The sequence below is a fragment of the Pseudomonas sp. S12(2018) genome (assembly GCF_024355235.1).
GTDB classification, from domain to species: domain Bacteria; phylum Pseudomonadota; class Gammaproteobacteria; order Pseudomonadales; family Pseudomonadaceae; genus Aquipseudomonas; species Aquipseudomonas palmensis.
In genome coordinates this window covers 36,912-54,073 of the sequence record NZ_QLAD01000012.1, presented here as the reverse complement: position 1 = coordinate 54,073, position 17,162 = coordinate 36,912, and the positions used below count along the sequence as shown (strand labels likewise).

The following is a 17,162-nucleotide window of genomic DNA, read 5'->3' as shown; positions in this document are numbered from 1 at the left end:
GGATACGCTCGGCACCCCAGCCCATCCCGCAAGGACCTGCCCATGAACCGAACCGCTTCGCGCCTGCACCCGCGTGACCTCGTCTCACCCACCCTGGCCGCCCTGATCAGCGTCATGGTCAACTATGGCGGCACCTTCGTGCTGGTGTTCCAGGCCGCGCAACTGGGCAACCTGACCGCCGCGCAAACCGCCTCGTGGGTGTGGTCGGTGAGCATCGGCGTGGGCCTGACCGGGGCCTGGCTGAGCTGGCGCTACCGCGCGCCGATCATCACCGCCTGGTCCACCCCGGGCGTGGCGTTCCTGGCCACGGTCATGCCGTTCACACCCTATGGCGAGGTGATCGGCGCCTATGTACTGTGCGCCATCGGCTTCATCCTGCTGGGGCTGTCGGGGGTGTTCGAGCGGCTGGTGCGCTGGATACCGGCCGGCATCGCCGCCGGGCTGCTGGCAGGCATCCTGCTGCAGTTCGGGGTCAACGCCTTCGGCGGGGCCAGCGCCGACCCGCTGCTGGTGATCGTGCTGGTGCTCACCTACGCCGTGCTGCGCCGCTTCACCTCGCGCTTTGCCGTGGTCGGGGTGCTGGTGGCGGGCCTGGCCATGCTGCTGGCCCAGCAGCGCCTGGACCTGCACGGCGTGCACCTGAGCATGGCGCTGCCGGTATTCGAAACCCCGCAGTTCAGCCTTGGCGCGCTGTTCGGCGTGGCGCTGCCGCTGTTCGTCATCACCCTCACCGGGCAGTACATGCCGGGCATGCTGGTGCTGCGCAACGACGGCTACACCACCAGCGCCAACCCGATCATTACGGTCACCGGGCTGGGGTCGCTGCTGATGGCGCCGTTTGGCGCCCATGCGTTCAACGTGGCCGCCATCACCGCGGCCATCTGCACCGGCAAGGACGCGCACCCCGACCCGGCCAGGCGCTACCTCGCCGGCATCGCCTGCGGGGTGTTCTACGTCACCGTGGGGGTTTTCGGCGTGACCCTGGCCAGCCTGTTCATGGTGCTGCCGCGCACCTTCGTCACCACCCTCGCCGGGCTGGCCCTGCTGGGCGCCATCGGTGGCAGCCTGGCCAGCGCGATGGGCGATGCGCGTACTCGCGAGACCGCGCTGATCACCTTTCTGGCCACCGCCGCCAATGTCACCCTGCTGGGTATCGGCGGCGCGTTCTGGGGGTTGCTGACCGGCCTGCTGGTGCATGCGCTGATGCACGCCGGCCGCCCGCTCAGCCCAGCCGTGGCGAGTGCGCCAGCAAGCCCTGGGTGTACGCCGCCTGGGGGTGGTCCAGCACATCCTGCGCCGGCCCCTGCTCGACAATCCGCCCTTCCCTGACCACCACCACGCGGTCGGCGATGGCGCGCACCACGCCCAGGTCGTGGGTGACGAACAGCAGGGTCATGCCCTCGCCCTGCAACTGCTTGAGCAGCGCCAGGATCGCCGCCTGCACCGACACGTCCAGGGCCGAGGTCACCTCGTCGCAGATCAGCACCGAAGGCTCGCACACCAGCGCGCGGGCAATCGCCACGCGCTGGCGCTCGCCACCCGACAGATGATGCGGGTACTTGTGCGCCGCATCCGGGGGCAGCGCGACCCGTGCCAGCGCCGCGTCGATACGCGCCCGGCAGGCCGCACCCTTGAGGCCGAAGAAGTGCTCCAGGGGCGCTTGCAGGCACTGCGCCACGGTCTGGCGCGGGTTCAGGGCGCGGTACGGGTTCTGGAAGATGTACTGGATACGGTGGCGCGTGGCCGCGGGCCGCTGGCGCGCCAGCAGGCTCAGCGGCTGCCCGTCGAAGGTCAGCTCGGCCTGGGCGGTATCGCCCAGCCCCGCCAAGGTGCGCGCCAGGCTGGTCTTGCCCGAGCCCGACTCGCCCACCACCGCCAGGCATTCGCCCTTGTACAGGTCCAGCGACAGGTCGAACAGCACCTGGCGGTCGTAGCTCAGGTTGAGGTCGCGCAGGCTCAGCAGCGGCGTGTCAGCGCAGCTGAGCACCGTTGCCGGCACCACCGCCGGCGCGGCCACGGCGGTCAGTTGCGGGTGCAGGCAGGCGACCTGCTGCGCGCTGTCCAGCGCATTCAGCGACGGCTCCAGCGAGGTGCAGGCAGCGCTGCGGCGCGCGCACCGCGGGGCGAAGGCGCAGCCTTGCGGGCGCTGGCCGGGCGCCGGGGCATGGCCGGCAATCGCCTGCAACGGGCGCTGGCGGGCCACGTCCGGAATCGCCGCCAGCAGGCCCAGGGTGTACGGGTGCGCGGGCCGCGCGAACAGGCGTTCGCGCTGCGCCACCTCGACGATGCGCCCGGCGTACATCACCATCACGCGGTCGACCAGGTCCTTGATCACGGCCAGGTCGTGGGACACGTACACCGCTGCCACCCCCTGCTCCTTGCACAGCCTGCGCAGCGTTTGCAGGATGTGCGCCTGGGTGCCGACGTCGAGGGCGGTGGTGGGTTCGTCGAGCACGATCAGGCGCGGGCGCAGCACGAAGGCCAGGGCCAGCATCACCCGTTGCTGCTGACCGCCGGACAGTTGATGGGGGAAGCGCCTGAGAAACTCGCGATCGCCGGGCAGGCCGACGTCCACCAGGGTCTGCTGCAGGCGGTCGGCCTGGGCCGCGCGGGCAAGCAGGGGCTCGTGGGCCAGCAGGGTTTCGCGCAGCAGGTTGCCGATGCGCAGCGCCGGGTTGAGGGCCATGGCCGGGTCTTGCGCAACATAGCCGATCAGCCCGCCGCGGGCACGGCGCAGGGCATCGCCCTTGAGTTCGAGCAGCGAGGCGCCGGCAATGTCGATGCGCCCGCCGGCAATCTGCGCACCGCGCCGGGCATGGGCCAGCAGCGCGGTGGCCAGGGTGGTCTTGCCCGAGCCGGACTCGCCGACAAGGCCGAGGATTTCACCGGGGGCCAGGCTGAAGTGGATGTGGTCGATGATATCGGCGCCGCTGGCGAGTTCGACCCGCAGGTTCTCGACCCGCAACGCTTCGCCGGCAACGCCGGCTCCTACAGACGGTGCAAAACCTGTAGGCGCCGGCGTTGCCGGCGAAGAGGCCATCAAGGCATGCGCATTCATTTGCGTTCTCCCGCACTGTGCCGGGCAATGCCCTCGGCCAGAATGTTGGTGCCGTAGGCGAACACCCCGATCAGCAGCGCCGGTGCCAGCACCGCCCACGGCTGCACCAGCAGCCCGGCCTGGTTCTCGTTGATCATCAGCCCCCAGTCCGCCGCCGGCGGCGCCACGCCGTAACCCAGAAAGCTCAGGCCCGACAACATGCCCACGCCCCAGGTCAGCATGTTGCCAAAGTGCACCAGCAGCGGCGTGAGCACGTTGGGCAGGATCTCGCGAAGCAGAATCCGCGTGCGCGAAAAGCCCATCATCTGCGCCGCCTCCACGAACTCCTGGCTGGCCACCGCCACCGCACTGCCGCGCGCCAGGCGGATCACGCCGGGGGTAAAGGCAATTGCCACGGTCATCACGATCAGCCACGGCGCGCGGCCCAGCATCGACACGATCAGCAGCACCAGGATCAGGTCCGGAAACGCCAGCCACACATCTGCCAGCCAGGTGATGGCCTGGTCCAGGCGCTGGCGCGACAACCCGGCCAGCAGCCCCAGCGCCGTGCCCAGCACCAGCGCAATGGCAGCGGCCGCCAGCGACATCCACAGGATCGACACACCGCCACCGAGCAGCCGCGACACCACGTCGTGGCCCAGAAAATCATGCCCCAACGGCGCCTCGCCGCTGGGCGGCCCGTACACCCCGCCAACCATGTCGGTGGGCGCATGCGGCGCCAGCCACGGGCCCAGCAGCGCCAGCAGCACGATGGCCAGGGTCACCAGCCCACCCCGACGAATTTGCGGCTCACGCCAGACACTTGCACTGAACATGCTCTCTTCCTCTCAAGGGGCCTTGGCTGCCGGGCGTCGCCACCAACTCTGGATGCCGCGACGGTTGCGCTGGATCAGCGTGGCCCGCCGCGCGGTGCGCAGCCTGGGGGTCAGCAGCACGGTGAGCAGGTCGGCCAGCAGGTTGATCGCCACCACGCCCAGGGTGATCACCAGCACCACGCCCTGGATCAGCGGCAGGTCGCGCATCTGGATCGCGGTGTTGAGCTGGGTGCCGATGCCGGGGTAGCTGAAGATCACCTCGGCCAGCAGCGCGCCGCCGATCAGGGTGCGCAAGGTCAGGGCCACGCCCTGCACTGCCGGCACCAGCGCGTTGGGCAAGGTGTGGCGCCACACGATGCGCCATTCGGGCACCCCGCGCAGGCGCGCCGCACTCACGTAGTCGGATTCCAGCGCCTCGATCATCGAGGCGCGTACCAGCCGCGCCAGGTAAGGCAGCGACGACAGGCTCAGGGCCAGGATCGGCAGCAGCAGAAACTCCAGCTGCTGCCACAGGTGCTTGTCCGGGTCGAGGATCGACACCGCCGGCAGCAGGCTGAACTGCGGCATGGAAAACAGCAGCACCAGCCCGATGGCCAGCAGAAAACCCGGGGTGGCCTTGAGAAAGATCAGCGCCGACAGCGCCCAGCGGTCCAGGCGGCTGTCACGCCGCAGCGCCAGGCTCACGCCGATGCTCAACGCCAGCGGCACCACCACCAGCAGCACGCCGCCCAGCAGCGCCAGGGTATTGCCAAAGCGCGCGAGAATGATGCCGGCCACCGGTTGGTTCGAATCCAGCGAGATGCCCAGGTCACCGTGCAGCACCTGCCCCAGCCAGCTCAGGTACTGCAGCAGGATCGGCCGGTTCAGGCCCAGTTGCTCGCGCAGGGTCTGGATGCTCTCCAGCGGCGCGTCGGGGCCCAGGATCACGCGTGCAGGGTCCGAGGGCAGCGCCTGGGTGGCGATGAACACCACCAGGCTGATGACCCAGGCGGTGAGCAGGCCATAGCCCAGGCGCCCGATGAACCAGGGCAGCCAGGCCGGCAGTCGATGAGAGGTTGCGCACGGTTCAGGCATGGTTCAACCACAGGCTGTCAAAGCGCCAGGAGGCGAAGGTGGTCTGTTCGCCGTGCAGGCCGCCGACCTTGTTCGAGGCGGCGTCCAGCACGTCGGTGAAGCCCCAGATCAGCAGGCCGCCGCGCTGGTGCTGAATGGCCTGCGCCTCGTGTACCAGTTGCTTGCGCTGCGCCAGATCCGGCTGGCCGAGGGCCTGGGTGAACAGCGCACTGAAGCGCTCGTCACGGAAGTTGCTGCGGTTGTAGATCGCCAGCGGTGCATCGTTGTGCAGGCCGGTGGCCAGAAAGCCGCGGGCCGGTGTCGAGCCGGGCGACATCAGCCACTGCTCCTTCTGCGGGCCGTTGAATACCGAGGCGTCCACCGGCGTGACCTTGACCTGGACCCCGGCCTTCTTCGCCTGCTGGGCGAACACCAGGGCAGCGTTGATTTCGTTGGCGGTGGTGGTCAGCTCTATGCGCAGGTCGGTCTGCCCGGCCTGGCGCAGCAGCGAACGGGCCTGGTCCAGATCGAAGGGGCGCTGGGCGATGGCATGGTTGTAGGTGGGGTCGGTTGGCGAATACAGATCGTTGGCGATGCGCCCGAAACCGTTGAGGCCACGGCCCACCAGCTCCTGGCGGTCGGCCAGCAGGCGGAAGGCCTGGCGCACCCGCTCGTCCTGGAACGGCGCCTTGGCGGTGTTGAGGTTGAAGCCACTGAACGAGGTGGTGGGCGACACCACCAGTTGCAGGCGCGGGTCGGCCTTGAGCAAGGCACTGTGCTCGGCCTGCACGCCGCTGGCGATGTCGATCTGCCCGGCACGCAGGGCGGCTACGCGCGATACCTGGTCCTTGAATTCGATGATCTCCAGCTCGTCGGCATATGGCTGGTTGGGCTTGTAGTAGTTTTCGAAACGGCTGAACAGCGCACGCTGGCCCGGCACGAAACGTTTGAGCCGGTACGGGCCGGCGCCCACCGGGTTGCTGACCGGGTCGTAGTCGGTGGGCACGATGCCGCCGAAGGCAATCAGGGTCTCGTCCAGCGGGAAGAAGCTGCGGCCCTGCTTGAAGCGGATCTCGATGGTGCGCTCGTCGAGCTTGCGCAGCGCCTGGCGGTCGATGGCGCCCACCAGCCCGGCAAATGGCGAGGCAAGTTTCGGGTCGGTCAGGCGCAGGATCGAGAACAGCATGTCGTCGGCGCCGATGCTCTTGCCGTGGTGGAACTCCAGCCCCGGCTTGATGCGAATGGTCCAGGCGCTGGCATCGGCATTGGGCTCGGCAAATTCGGCCAGGCCCAGGCGCGTGCTGACGTCGTCGTTCCATTCCCAGAACTTGCTGTACAGCGCCCAGCCGCGAATGATCCCGCCACCGGAAGGCTTGTGTGCATCCAGGTTGCCGGCCTGGTCGCCGTCGATGATGCCGACGCGCAGGCGCCCGCCGTGCACCGGGGTGCCCGGGCGTGCGCTGGCCGCCGCGCTGCTGGCAGGCCCGCCGGCATCGCAGCCGCCCAGCAGGCTGGAGCCCAGCAGCAGGCCGCCGCCGACGGCCAGGCTGTTGCCGAGGAAGATCCGGCGCGAGAATTCATGAGGCATGGGCAGCTCCTTAGGCCGTCTCGGCAGCGGTGCGCGCACCCAGGCGCGGGATCTCGAACCCGTGGTCCAGTTCCAGCAGCGGGAACAGCAGGTCGGCCACCCGGTGCGCTTCATCGATCAGCGGAAAGCCCGAGAGAATGAACGCCGAGGTGCCCTGCTGCTGGTACTCGCGAATGCGCTCGGCCACCTGCTCGGCACTGCCCACCAGGTAGGTGCCGGACGACGGGCCGAGTATGTCGAAGCCGAACAGGCTGGGGCCGGTCCACACGTTGGGGTAGATCTCAAGCTCGCGCACAGTGGGCAGGCGCCCGTCGCGGATGCTCTGCACGTTGCGCTGCACCTGCGGGTTGTCGCTGTGGAAGGTGTCCAGGGTCTGGCCCGGCGGCAGGCGGCGCTCGATGGCGGCGCGGGCGGTGGCCAGGGAGGTCTGTTGCAGCAGATTCTCGGCATGCGCCCAGGCTTGGGCCTCGGTCTCGCGCACGATGACCTGCAGGCGCGTGCCGTAGGTCAGTTCGCGGCCGATCTTCGCCGCTTCGGCGGCCACGCGGCGGAACTTGTCGCCCAGCCTGGGCGGGGTGTCGGCAAAGCTCAGGTACACGTCCAGCAGTTGCACCGAATGCGCCACGCCCACGTCCGAGGTGCCGGCGCCCCACAGGGGTACCGCCAGGCGCTGCGGCGGGTGCCAGCCGCCCAGCGGATGGCGCGCCGCCGCAGCCGGGCGTGGCGCGAGCTGCACGTACTGGCCGTCGAAACCGGCGGTGTCGCCGGCATAGATGCGCTGGAAAGCGCGCCAGTATTCCAGGCTGAACTGGTAGCGCTCATCGTGCGGGTAATGCACACCCAGGGTGGCCAGGCCCGCGTCGCTGCCATTGACCACGTTGAACAGCAGGCGGCCGTTGGAGAACTCGTCGAAGGTCAGCGCCCACTTGGCCAGCACCGCCGGCGACAGCTCGCCCGGGTGCTGCGCCACCAGAAAGCGCAGGCGCTCGGTGGCATCGATCAATGCCGCCGACACCGCCAGGCTCTCGTTGGGGCTTGAACCCAGCAGGGCGCCGTAGAACCCCAGGCGGTCACTGGCCACCGCCAGTTGCCTGAGGTGGGCGAAATCGGTTTTCCAGCGCCCCTGGGGCTCCCACGGGTAGGGGCCGTCGGGGCTGGTGAGGTACCACAGGATCTTGATGGCCATGGCAGGTTCCTCAGGCGCGTGGGCGGTCGATGGCCGGGACCAGGCCCAGCGCGTGGGCGCGGTCGATCAGCTTGCTCATGTTCCATTGCTGGGTGAGCACGCCGGGGCCGTAGGGGCGCGAGCCGCCGATGGACTCGGCCAGCAGTTGCAGTTGCGCGCCCTCCTCCAGCAGCAGGATGAATTCGGCGGTGGCGCGCAGGCCCTGGCGCCCCCACACGGTCGCACCGCCGTTGGCTTCGAGAATCGCCGGGGTGTAGGGGTTCTCGGCCAGGCGCTCGAGAATGAAGTCGACCTCGTCCTGGCGCCGGTCGATGTACACCGGCAGCTCGCGGGCCAGCTGGTAGCGCTGCACCGGCACGTAGTGGAACGGCAGGCTGCGCTGGGTCTGCGCCCAGGCGCCCAGGTACGGGGTGTGCACGTGGGACACCGTGGTGATGCCGGCGTCTTCGCGAAACAGCCGGGTGTAGCGGCCCAGCCCGCCCTTGCCCTGGCCATGCACCAGGTTGCCGGCAAAGTCGCTGACCGTGGCCTGCAGCGGCTTGCGGTAGTCCCACGGGCCTGGGTAGTTGACCGACACCAGCAGCTCGCGGCCCGGTACGCGCTCGATGAAGCCCACGGTGCCGGCGGCGGTGATGGTGTTGGTTTCGCGGAACACGGTGAAGGCCTGTTCGGCCTCGTGCAGCACCTGCTCGATGAAGGCCTTGAGGTCGGCGTCGATCAGGTGCTCGGTGGTCAGTACGGTCATGGCGGACTCCTTGGGTCAGGCGCGGGCGCGCCGGGCCAGCAGTTGATGGGCAGCTTGCAGTGGACGCGGGTCGACCCAGTCGGCGAGGTTGAAATCGGCTTCGAGAAAGCCATGCAGGTTGAGGAAGGTCTTCTGGATGTCCAGGTAGCCCAGGCGCTGGGCCGAGAGGTCCGGGGCCAGGGTGGTGTGGAAGTCGCCACGGTAGGCTTCGTCCACGCCCTGGGCGCCGGCGCGGGTCTCGTCCTGCAGGATGCGCAGCAGTGCCTCGCGGTTGTGGCTGGCCCAGTCGGCGGCGCGCAGGGTCTGCGCGAGGAAGCGCACCACCAGCTCGAAGTGGTTGTCCAGCAGGCTCTGGTGCACGGTGATCGGCCGTGGCGTGCCGTTGTTGATGCGGTAACGCGGGTCGCTGATCTGGTCCAGGTCGATGCCCACCACCAGGCCCAGGCGGCGCGCTGCATCGGCAGCGGCGGCGCCCTTGACGTACACCGCGTCGACCTCGCCACGGGCCAGGTAGTCCAGCCCCGACCACAGGCGCTGCAGGCCCTGCTCGGGGGTGGGGGCGTCGTCCTGGTTGTGCAGCGCCACTTCCACCAGTTCGACATCGTCGAAGCTCAGGCCGGCCAGGCTCAGCGCGCCCTTGTAGCCATGCAGGCTCATGGCGCGGGCGATGCTGCCCGGGCGGTTGTCGCCCCAGGCCGGCAGCGCCAGGCGCTTGCCCTTGAGGTCCCGGGCGCTGCGGATGCCGGAGTCGGGGCGCACCAGGACGGTCTGCCATTCCTCGATCCAGGTCAGGCCGATCAGGCGGCTGGGCGAACCGGCGGCGCGGGCGGCCAGGGCCGGCACGTTGCCGCCCTCGCGAAACAGCCCGGGCAACTGGTGATCGTAGTGGTGATGGCCGAGCTGGCGGGCCTCCTGCAGGGTCTCCACCGGCAGGCCGTCGGCGGCGAATTCCTCCCCCAGCCAGCCCAGGGTGTAGGCAATGCCGGAGGCGGTCGGCACCGGGCAGCGGGTGAACCAGATCTGTTCGAGGGCCGGTGCGGCAGGCAACGGCAAGGTAGCGGCGATTGACATGGGCATGTTCCATCAAGCGAAGGTAGCCATGCCATTGCAGCGCCCGTGCCAACTCACCAACTCATTGTTTTTGTTGGCTTTTTAAAGACCTGTTGAACACCGGGTGCTGGCCTGGCAGCAGTGTTGCAGCTGCCCTGCTGCTGCCAGAGCAACAATCGGCGCCCCGCTGCTGCCCCAGCAGCACCCCGCCGCCCGTACCTGGCCGCAGCCCTTGTGGCACAAGGCTTTGCGGCGTGTGGCACAGAACCTGCTCAAGGGCCTGAAACCTGTTCATTCAAGGAAGCCCCAGCATGAGTACCCCGCCCCGCCGCCTGGAAAGCGCCGCCCAGGCCATCGCCGCCGCCCATGAAATCGCCGGCCAGATCGCCGAGCTGGCCCGCGACCGGCACAACAACCGCCAGTTGCCGCGTCGCCAGGCCCAGCTGCTGTCCGACAGCGGCCTGACCGCCATCGGCGTGCCCGCGCAGTTCGGCGGGCTGGGCGCTTCGGTACAGACCATCGTCGAGACCGTGCGCATCGTGTCCGCCGCCGACGGCGGTGTCGGGCAACTGCTGCAGATTCACAACGTGATGCTGCGCGGTGTGCTCAGCGGCTACCCGGATGAAGTGCGCGAGCGCCTGATCGCCGACCTGCTCGCCGGCAAGCGCCTGGGCAACGCCCTGGCCGAGGTCGGCGGCAAGAACAAGTTCGCCCTCAAGACTCGCATCGAGCGCCGCGAAGACGGCAAGCTGGTGCTCAACGGCAGCAAGTTCTACTCCACCGGCTCGTACCTGGCCGAATGGATCTCGCTGACCGCCGCCAGCGACGACGGCGGCGCCGGGGTGCTGCTGCACCGCGACACGCCGGGCCTGACCCTGCTCGACGACTGGGACGCCTTCGGCCAGAACAACTCGGTGAGCGGCACGGTGCAGTTCGACAACATCGAGCTGGACGAGCGCTATGTGCTGCGCCGCCAGGGCCCGATGAAGCGCACCGGGCTGACCTTCCCGCAGATACTGCACGCGGCCATCGACACCGGCATCGCCGCCGGCGCCCTGCAGGCCGGCATCGACTACCTCAACCAGCACGCGCGCCCGTGGGTGGAGAGCGAGGTGGAGCGCGCCAGCGAAGAGCCGCACATCATCCGCCAGGTCGGTGAATACGCCGTGGCCCTGCGCGCCGCCGAATCGCTGCTGCGCGATGCCGCACGGACCTTCGATGCGCACGAGCTGGCCCCCGACGACAAGGCCCTGCAGGACGAGCTGATTCTCTCGGTAGCCACCGCGCGGGCGCACTCGGATGCCGCCTCGCTGAAGATCTCCAGCGACATCTTCTCGCTGCTGGGGGCCAGCGCTTCGCTGAGCAAATGGAACCTGGACCGCTTCTGGCGCAATGCGCGGGTGCACACCACCCACGACCCGATCCGCTGGCGCCTGCACCACGTGGGCAACTACTACCTCAACGGCATCGACCCGGGCGAATACACCGCCATTCTCGCCGCCAGGCAGAGCGCGGGCGCCAGCCGCTGAACACCGGGCGCGGGGCCTGCCCTGCGCCTGCTTTCCCCTTTGTCTCGAGTTTTCCATGAGCCCTCGACACCCGCTGCTGCGCAGCCTGGCGATCTACCGCGAAATGCCCTGGCGTTTCGCCCTGGTCGCCGGGCTGTTCGTTTTCATCAACCTGGGGCTGGTCTGGCAGCAATGGCTGATCGGCCATGCGCTGAACGACGTGAGTGCCGGCGCCGCCGTGGTGCGCCTGGCCGATGGCAGCCTGGATGCACGCCTGGCCTGGCACTGGTTCTGGCTGATAGGCGCGGTGGCGCTGGGCCGCGCGGTGTTGCAGTACGCCGCGGCCATCGGCTCGCTGGTGCTCGGCCAGGCGCTGCTCACGCGCCTGCGCGAGCGCCTGCTGGCCCAGGTGCAGGCCCTGCACCTGGGCTACCACTGGCAGCACGGCATGGGCGAGATGGTCACCCGCACCACCCGCGATGCGGACAAGGTGCGCGATGCCCTGATCAGCTTCTGGCGCCAACTGGTGGAAACCCCGTTGGTGGTGCTGGCCACCGTCGGCCTGCTGACCTGGTACGACCCGTGGCTGGCCCTGGGGCCGCTGCTGCTGACCGTGCTCGGGCTGGGCATCTTCGTGCACCAGACCGAGCGCCTGGTGGCACTGGACCGTGCCGTGGGCGCCGCCTACGACCGGGTCAACCAGGACCTGGCCGAAGGCATCGGCGCGGTACGGGTGATCAAGTCGTTCGGCCTGCAGGCCCAGCGCATCCAGGGCTTTGCCGCGCAGGTGCAGGTGTTTGCCGGGCATGCACGCCAGGCGCTGGCCTACGCCAGCTCGCGCATACCGCTGCCGCAGGCGGTGGTGGCGCTGGGGCATGTGTGGATCCTGGTGGTCGGTGCGCAGCTGGTGGCCCAGGGGCGCATCGGCATCGGCGAGCTGGTGACCTCGCTGCTGATCGCCACCACCCTGGTGTTTCGCATCGAAGGCATCGGCCGGGTGATGCAGACCTTCGCCGACGCGCGCGCCTCGGCCGAGCGTATCTGGCAGTTGCTCGATGCGCCGGTACACATCGTCAGCGGTCAGCAGTCGCTGCCCCCGGGGCCGCTGGGCCTGAAGCTGGAGGCTGTCGGCGTGGCAGCGCCCGGCGGTGGGCAGGCGGTGCTCAGCCAGTGCTCGTTGCAGATAGAACCCGGCGAGGTGGTCGCGCTGGTGGGCGCCACGGGCACCGGCAAGAGCCTGCTGGCCAGCCTGCTGCCGCGCCTGACCGAGGCCGACCAGGGCCGCGTGCTGCTGGGCAGCGCTGCACGGGGCTGGCACGACGTGCGCACCCTGGCGCTGGATGAACTGCGCCGGCGCGTGCATGTGCTGCCCCAGGAGAGCTTTCTGTTCGCCGACAGCCTGGCTGCCAACCTGCGCCTGGGTGCGCCCACGGCCAGCGACGCGCAACTGCTCGATGCACTGCGCCAGGCCAGCGCCGAGGACGTGCTGGCGCGCCTGCCCCAGGGCCTAGACACGCCGCTGGGCGACCGTGGCGTGACCCTCTCGGGCGGCCAGCGCCAGCGCCTGTGCCTGGCCCGCGCCCTGCTGGCGGCCCCCGACATCCTGTGCCTGGACGACGCCACCAGCGCGCTGGACGCGATCAGTGAACAGCGTGTGCTCGACACCCTGCGCCAGCGCCGCAGCGATGGGCATGCACCGACCCTGCTGCTGATCGCCAGCAAGCTGAGCACCGTGCAACTGGCCGACCGCGTGCTGCTGCTGAGCAGTACCGGCATTGCCGACAGCGGCAGCCATGCGCAGCTGCTGCAACGCAACCCGACCTACCGTGAACTGCTGGGGATCGAGCATGGCTAAGCCGCAAGCGGGCACTGCCCTGAGCGATATCGAGATAGAAGAATTGCTGGCAAGAAAGGCCCTGGACCGCAGCATGTTCCGGCGCCTGCTGCCGCTGCTGCGCCCGGTGCGCCGGCAGATCGGCTGGGTGATCGGCCTGGAGCTGGTGCTGGTGTTCACCGTGTTTCTGCGCCCGTGGTTCGTGCGCGAGCTGCTCGATCACGGGCTGATCCATGACGGCAACGCCTGGCTGCTGGACCCGCCGCTGGTGCTGTGGCTGGGCGCGGGCCTGGCGGCAAGCTGGCTGGGGCGCTTCGTGCTGGCGGGGCTGTCGCAGTACATCGCCGGCAGCGCCGCGATCAGCGTGCTCAACGACCTGCGCGTGCGGGTGTTTGCGCACGTGCAGGCGCTGAGCGTGGGCTACTTCGACCGCACCCGCGCCGGGCGCATCATTTCGCGGGCCGACCGCGACGTGGACGCGCTTGAGCCGCTGCTGATCCAGGGCCCGCCCGAGCTGCTCGGCGCCCTGCTGCGCTGCAGCCTGGCGGCGGTGATGCTGTGGCTGATCGAGCCGCTGTTCTTCTTCAGCCTGATCGGCAGCGTGCCGTTGCTGCTGCTCGCCACCTGGGGCTTCAAGCGTATCGCCCAGCGCAACTGGGCGAAGGTCGCGGAAAACCGCAGCCGCTTCACCGCCCACCTGGTGGAGAGCGTCAGCGGCGTGCGCCTGCTGCAGCAGACCGGCCGGCAGCAGGCCAACCTGCAGCGTTACCAGGGCCTGCTGGACGACTTCAACCGCGCGCTGATTCTGGGCAGCCTGCGCTCGGGCTGGTTCGCGCCGTTCACCGCGCTGCTGGCCGCGATGGGCATGGCGGTGCTGGTGCTGGTGGGTGGCTACGGGCTGGCCGAGGGTTCGGTGACGGTAGGCCAGGTGGGTGAAAGCCTGTTCTACGTGATGCTGTTTCTGGGGCCGTTGCAGGAGCTGACCGACCTGTTCGAGCGCTATGCCACCGGTTCGGCTTCGGCGCAGCGGATCTTTCTGCTGCTGGACACCGCGCCGCAGATTCTCGACCCGCAGGTGCCCGTGGCGTTGCCCAGGGCGCGTGGCGAGGTGCGCTTCGAGCAGGTGCGCTTTGCCTATGAGCGTCAGGCGCCAACGCCGGTGATCGACGGGCTGGACCTGCACATACGGGCCGGCGAGGTGCTGGCATTGGTCGGGCCGTCGGGGCATGGCAAGAGCACGCTGGTGCAGTTGCTCACGCGCTTCTATGACGTGGACGGCGGCGCGGTGAAGCTCGATGGCATCGATGTTCGCCAGTTGAGCCAGCAGCAGTTGCGCCGGCACGTGGGTGTGGTGCTGCAGGACAACGTGCTGTTTGCCGGCAGCATCCTCGACAACCTGCGCCTGGCAGCACCGGGGGCGGACGATGCGACGCTGATCGCGGCGGCCCGCGAGCTGGGCGCCGATGAAGTGCTGGAGCGCCTGCCGCACCAGTACGCGACCCAGGTGGGGGCGCTGGGCGCGCACCTGAGCCATGGGCAGCGTCAGTTGGTGTGCCTGGTGCGGGCGTACCTGGCAGACCCCGCGGTGCTGGTGCTGGACGAAGCCACCTCGGCGGTGGACGTGCATACCGAGCGACGCATCCAGCGGGCGTTGCGTCGGCTGTGCGAGGGGCGCACGGCGATCATCATCGCGCATCGGCTGGCGACCATTCGCGAGGCGGACCGCATCGTGGTGATCGGCCAGGGCCGCCTGGTGGAGCAAGGGCCGCATGCGCAGTTGCTGGCCAGGGGTGGGGCGTATGCGGCGCTGCATCGCAGCTATGCGCGGGCCGGTTAGGGCCAATCGCGGGTCAAGCCCGCTCCCACAGGGGGGCATTGCTCTGGTGCTGCAACCGCCGCACCCACTGCTGCTGCACTGCTGCCCTGGCAGCAGTGCAGCCGCCCACCCCCCGCAAAACCGGGCCCGCACCGCGTGGCATGACGGTTGCACCACCTCTGGCACATTCACCGAGGAACAGCCATGAGCACCGAATTCTTCTGGCGCCTGCCCCTGGGCACCGACGGGCCGCAATTGAGCACCGAGCGGCACAACCGTGGCAGCTTCAGCCACCAGCACGGCCATATCGCACCCGGCCGGCTGGCAGACGGCCGCCCCGACGGCTTCACCTATATCGACTACATCGCCCAGGTGGCCAAGGCCGCCGAACTGGCCGGCTTCGAAGGCGCCCTGCTGCCCACCGGCCCCGAACCCTGGATCGTGGCTGCCGCACTGGCCCGCGAAACCCGCCGCCTGCGCTTTCTGATCGCCTTCCAGGCCGCCTGGACCCTGCCCGCCTACGCCGCACAGCAGGCCGCCATCCTGCAGCACCTGAGCCACGACCGCCTGGACTGGAACATCATCACCGGCGGCAACCCCGCCAGCCAGCGCGCCCAGGGCGACTTTCTCGACCACGACCAGCGCTACCGGCGCACCGGCGAATTTCTCGACATCATCGACGGCCTGTGGCGCAACGAGCACTTCAGCTACCAGGGCGAGGTCTATCAACTGGACAACGGCGCCCTGCCCGAGCACCTGGCCCATGTGCGCAAGCCGGGGGTGTACTTCTCCGGCTTCTCCGACCCGGCCCTGGACGTGGCTGCACGCCACGCCGACGTGTACCTGAACTGGGCCGAGCCGATCGAGCAGCTCAGGCCGCACATCGAGCGCGTGCGCGAGCTGGCCGACAGGCAGGGCCGCACGGTGCGCTTCGGCCTGCGCGTGGACCTGTTCGCCCGCGAAACCGAAGAGGCCGCCTGGCGCGACCTGCGCCGCCAGTTCGACAAGCTCGACGGCAGGCCCAGCGCCCTCTCCAGCACCTTCAGCACTGCCAGCGACTCGGTCGGCGGCGCCCGCCAGAGCGCCTATCACCAGAACATCCAGCGCTTCGACGACCTGATTCTGGGGCCAAACCTGTGGGCCGGTTTCGCCAAGGCCAAGCCCGGCCCCACCGTGGGCCTGGTGGGCAGCCACCAGAACATCGCCGAACGCCTGGCCGAGTACCGCGACGCCGGCTTCTCGACCTTCATCCTGGCCGGCAACCCGCACCTGGAAGAAGCCCTGCGCATCGGCCAGGAAGTGCTGCCGCTGGTGCAACAACAACCCATCAAGGACCCGATGCCCCTATGACCACCCCTCTCGATACCCTCTGGTACACCCACAGCCCGGTGCCGACCGGCCTTGGCATCGCCGTGCAGACCGGGCGCCTGGCCGAGGCGTTCCAGCCGCTGGGCACCTCGATCCAGTCGCTGCGCGAGTCCAGCGAGCGCGAAGTGCGCGAAGCCCACTACGACCATCACCTGCCCAACTCGGTGCGCCACGGCGGCAACATTCCGGCGATCTGGGCCTACGCCAGCGGCGTGCAGACCCGCGTGCTGGGGCTGAGCTGGGCCGATGAGGTGCAGTTGATCCTGACCACCGAGGACAGCGGCGTGAAAAGCGTGCGCGACCTCAAGAACCGCCGCTTCGGCCTGCCCAAGTGGGCCAACGTGCAGATCGACTTCACCCGCGCCCAGGCCCTGCGCGGGCTGGAAAACGCGCTCAGGCTCGAAGGCCTGGACGTGGCCGATGTGGAGCTGGTGGACTACCCCTACGGCGGCACCCACAGCGACGAGCAGGTCACCCATGTGCATGGCGCCACGGTGACCCTGGGCATGAACCGGGTGAGCCGGCGCAACAACGAACTGATCGGGCTGCTGCGCGGCGACATCGACGCGATTTTCCTCAAGGGGGCCTCGGCCTTGCAACTGGCCCACGAGTTCGGCCTGCGGGTGGTGATCGACACCGGCTCGCACCCCGACCCGCTGATCCGTTCCAACAACGGCACGCCGCGCACCCTGACTGTTGACCTGAACCTGCTGCAACAGCATTTCGGCGCGTGCACGCGCATCGTCGACGTGGTGCTGCGTACCGAGCAGTGGGCCTGGGCCAACCCCGATGAAACCCGGCGCTACCTGGCGCGCGAGCTCAACACCAGCGAGTACTGGGTGGCGGCGGCGTATGGCGAGGACGCGCACCGGCGCCTGCGCACCACGCTGGACAGTCGCTCGATCGAGGCGCTGCAGGATTTCACCGATTTTCTGCATCGGTGGCATTTCATTGCGCGGCGCTTCGATGTGCGCGACTGGATCGATTTCAGTGTGCTGGAGGCGGTGATCGGGTCGACGTCGCGGGTGGCCACCTGATTGCTGGGGCTGCTTTGCAGCCCATCGCGGGTCAAGCCCGCTCCCACAGGACTCGCACGGTCCGTGTGGGAGCGGGCTTGACCCGCGATGCAAGGCGCCGCCTT

The 17,162-nt window shown here is 69.2% G+C and carries 13 protein-coding genes; 6 read left to right on the top strand and 7 right to left on the bottom strand.

Annotated elements, in window-relative coordinates; translation table 11 throughout:
• Positions 1-42 precede the first annotated feature (42 nt).
• Positions 43-1,329: a benzoate/H(+) symporter BenE family transporter gene (locus DN388_RS23745; protein ID WP_104573100.1), complete on the top strand. Its 1,287-nt coding sequence runs from the start codon at positions 43-45 to the stop codon at positions 1,327-1,329.
• Here DN388_RS23745 and DN388_RS23740 read toward each other — a convergent pair.
• From DN388_RS23740 to DN388_RS23710, 7 genes are read right to left on the bottom strand one after another with little or no spacing between them, the layout of a single operon-like run.
• Positions 1,223-3,058 carry an ABC transporter ATP-binding protein gene (locus tag DN388_RS23740; RefSeq protein ID WP_255002417.1) on the bottom strand — a complete coding sequence of 612 codons (1,836 nt, stop codon included), beginning with the start codon at positions 3,056-3,058 and terminating at the stop codon, positions 1,223-1,225. The two genes, DN388_RS23745 and DN388_RS23740, sit on opposite strands and share 107 nt — an antisense overlap.
• Positions 3,055-3,873: an ABC transporter permease gene (locus DN388_RS23735; protein WP_043860485.1), complete on the bottom strand. Its 819-nt coding sequence runs from the start codon at positions 3,871-3,873 to the stop codon at positions 3,055-3,057. The genes DN388_RS23740 and DN388_RS23735 overlap by 4 nt, the downstream gene beginning before the upstream one ends.
• A 12-nt stretch (positions 3,874-3,885) precedes the next feature.
• Complete coding sequence (locus tag DN388_RS23730; RefSeq protein WP_043860484.1) at positions 3,886-4,947, bottom strand: ABC transporter permease; 1,062 nt, start codon at positions 4,945-4,947, stop codon at positions 3,886-3,888.
• A complete protein-coding gene (locus tag DN388_RS23725) occupies positions 4,940-6,514 on the bottom strand; it encodes an ABC transporter substrate-binding protein (RefSeq protein ID WP_078480145.1) in 1,575 nt (524 codons plus the stop codon). The genes DN388_RS23730 and DN388_RS23725 overlap by 8 nt, the downstream gene beginning before the upstream one ends.
• A 10-nt stretch (positions 6,515-6,524) precedes the next feature.
• On the bottom strand, positions 6,525-7,700 hold the full coding sequence (locus tag DN388_RS23720) for an LLM class flavin-dependent oxidoreductase (protein ID WP_255002415.1): 1,176 nt from the start codon (positions 7,698-7,700) through the stop codon (positions 6,525-6,527).
• A 10-nt stretch (positions 7,701-7,710) separates the two neighbouring features.
• Complete coding sequence (locus DN388_RS23715) at positions 7,711-8,445, bottom strand: class II aldolase/adducin family protein (protein ID WP_043860481.1); 735 nt, start codon at positions 8,443-8,445, stop codon at positions 7,711-7,713.
• A gap of 15 nt (positions 8,446-8,460) precedes the next feature.
• Positions 8,461-9,516: an ABC transporter substrate-binding protein gene (locus DN388_RS23710; RefSeq protein WP_054915367.1), complete on the bottom strand. Its 1,056-nt coding sequence runs from the start codon at positions 9,514-9,516 to the stop codon at positions 8,461-8,463.
• A gap of 290 nt (positions 9,517-9,806) precedes the next feature.
• Here DN388_RS23710 and DN388_RS23705 point away from each other — a divergent pair, with 290 nt between their 5' ends.
• The 5 genes from DN388_RS23705 (at position 9,807) to DN388_RS23685 (ending at position 17,058) form a co-directional block, all read left to right on the top strand.
• Positions 9,807-11,024 carry an acyl-CoA dehydrogenase family protein gene (locus DN388_RS23705; RefSeq protein WP_058540681.1) on the top strand — a complete coding sequence of 406 codons (1,218 nt, stop codon included), beginning with the start codon at positions 9,807-9,809 and terminating at the stop codon, positions 11,022-11,024.
• 55 nt (positions 11,025-11,079) lie between these two features.
• The gene (locus tag DN388_RS23700) at positions 11,080-12,858 is read left to right on the top strand and encodes an ABC transporter ATP-binding protein (protein WP_255002405.1); all 1,779 of its coding nucleotides are present in this window, start codon (positions 11,080-11,082) and stop codon (positions 12,856-12,858) included.
• Positions 12,851-14,674 carry an ABC transporter ATP-binding protein gene (locus DN388_RS23695; protein WP_255002403.1) on the top strand — a complete coding sequence of 608 codons (1,824 nt, stop codon included), beginning with the start codon at positions 12,851-12,853 and terminating at the stop codon, positions 14,672-14,674. The genes DN388_RS23700 and DN388_RS23695 overlap by 8 nt, the downstream gene beginning before the upstream one ends.
• 183 nt (positions 14,675-14,857) lie before the next feature.
• The gene (locus tag DN388_RS23690; RefSeq protein WP_255002401.1) at positions 14,858-16,003 is read left to right on the top strand and encodes an LLM class flavin-dependent oxidoreductase; all 1,146 of its coding nucleotides are present in this window, start codon (positions 14,858-14,860) and stop codon (positions 16,001-16,003) included.
• Positions 16,000-17,058: an ABC transporter substrate-binding protein gene (locus DN388_RS23685; protein ID WP_043862916.1), complete on the top strand. Its 1,059-nt coding sequence runs from the start codon at positions 16,000-16,002 to the stop codon at positions 17,056-17,058. Before DN388_RS23690 ends, DN388_RS23685 begins: the two co-directional genes overlap by 4 nt.
• The last annotated feature ends 104 nt before the right edge of the window (positions 17,059-17,162 follow it).

Coding starts and splice junctions, on each gene's coding strand:
- DN388_RS23720 (WP_255002415.1), bottom strand. CDS start 7,700: ATGGCCATCAAGATCCTGTGGTACCTCACCAGCCCCGACGGCCCCTAC.
- DN388_RS23700 (WP_255002405.1), top strand. CDS start 11,080: ATGAGCCCTCGACACCCGCTGCTGCGCAGCCTGGCGATCTACCGCGAA.
- DN388_RS23735 (WP_043860485.1), bottom strand. CDS start 3,873: ATGTTCAGTGCAAGTGTCTGGCGTGAGCCGCAAATTCGTCGGGGTGGG.
- DN388_RS23695 (WP_255002403.1), top strand. CDS start 12,851: ATGGCTAAGCCGCAAGCGGGCACTGCCCTGAGCGATATCGAGATAGAA.
- DN388_RS23715 (WP_043860481.1), bottom strand. CDS start 8,445: ATGACCGTACTGACCACCGAGCACCTGATCGACGCCGACCTCAAGGCC.
- DN388_RS23690 (WP_255002401.1), top strand. CDS start 14,858: ATGAGCACCGAATTCTTCTGGCGCCTGCCCCTGGGCACCGACGGGCCG.
- DN388_RS23745 (WP_104573100.1), top strand. CDS start 43: ATGAACCGAACCGCTTCGCGCCTGCACCCGCGTGACCTCGTCTCACCC.
- DN388_RS23710 (WP_054915367.1), bottom strand. CDS start 9,516: ATGTCAATCGCCGCTACCTTGCCGTTGCCTGCCGCACCGGCCCTCGAA.
- DN388_RS23740 (WP_255002417.1), bottom strand. CDS start 3,058: ATGAATGCGCATGCCTTGATGGCCTCTTCGCCGGCAACGCCGGCGCCT.
- DN388_RS23705 (WP_058540681.1), top strand. CDS start 9,807: ATGAGTACCCCGCCCCGCCGCCTGGAAAGCGCCGCCCAGGCCATCGCC.
- DN388_RS23730 (WP_043860484.1), bottom strand. CDS start 4,947: ATGCCTGAACCGTGCGCAACCTCTCATCGACTGCCGGCCTGGCTGCCC.
- DN388_RS23685 (WP_043862916.1), top strand. CDS start 16,000: ATGACCACCCCTCTCGATACCCTCTGGTACACCCACAGCCCGGTGCCG.
- DN388_RS23725 (WP_078480145.1), bottom strand. CDS start 6,514: ATGCCTCATGAATTCTCGCGCCGGATCTTCCTCGGCAACAGCCTGGCC.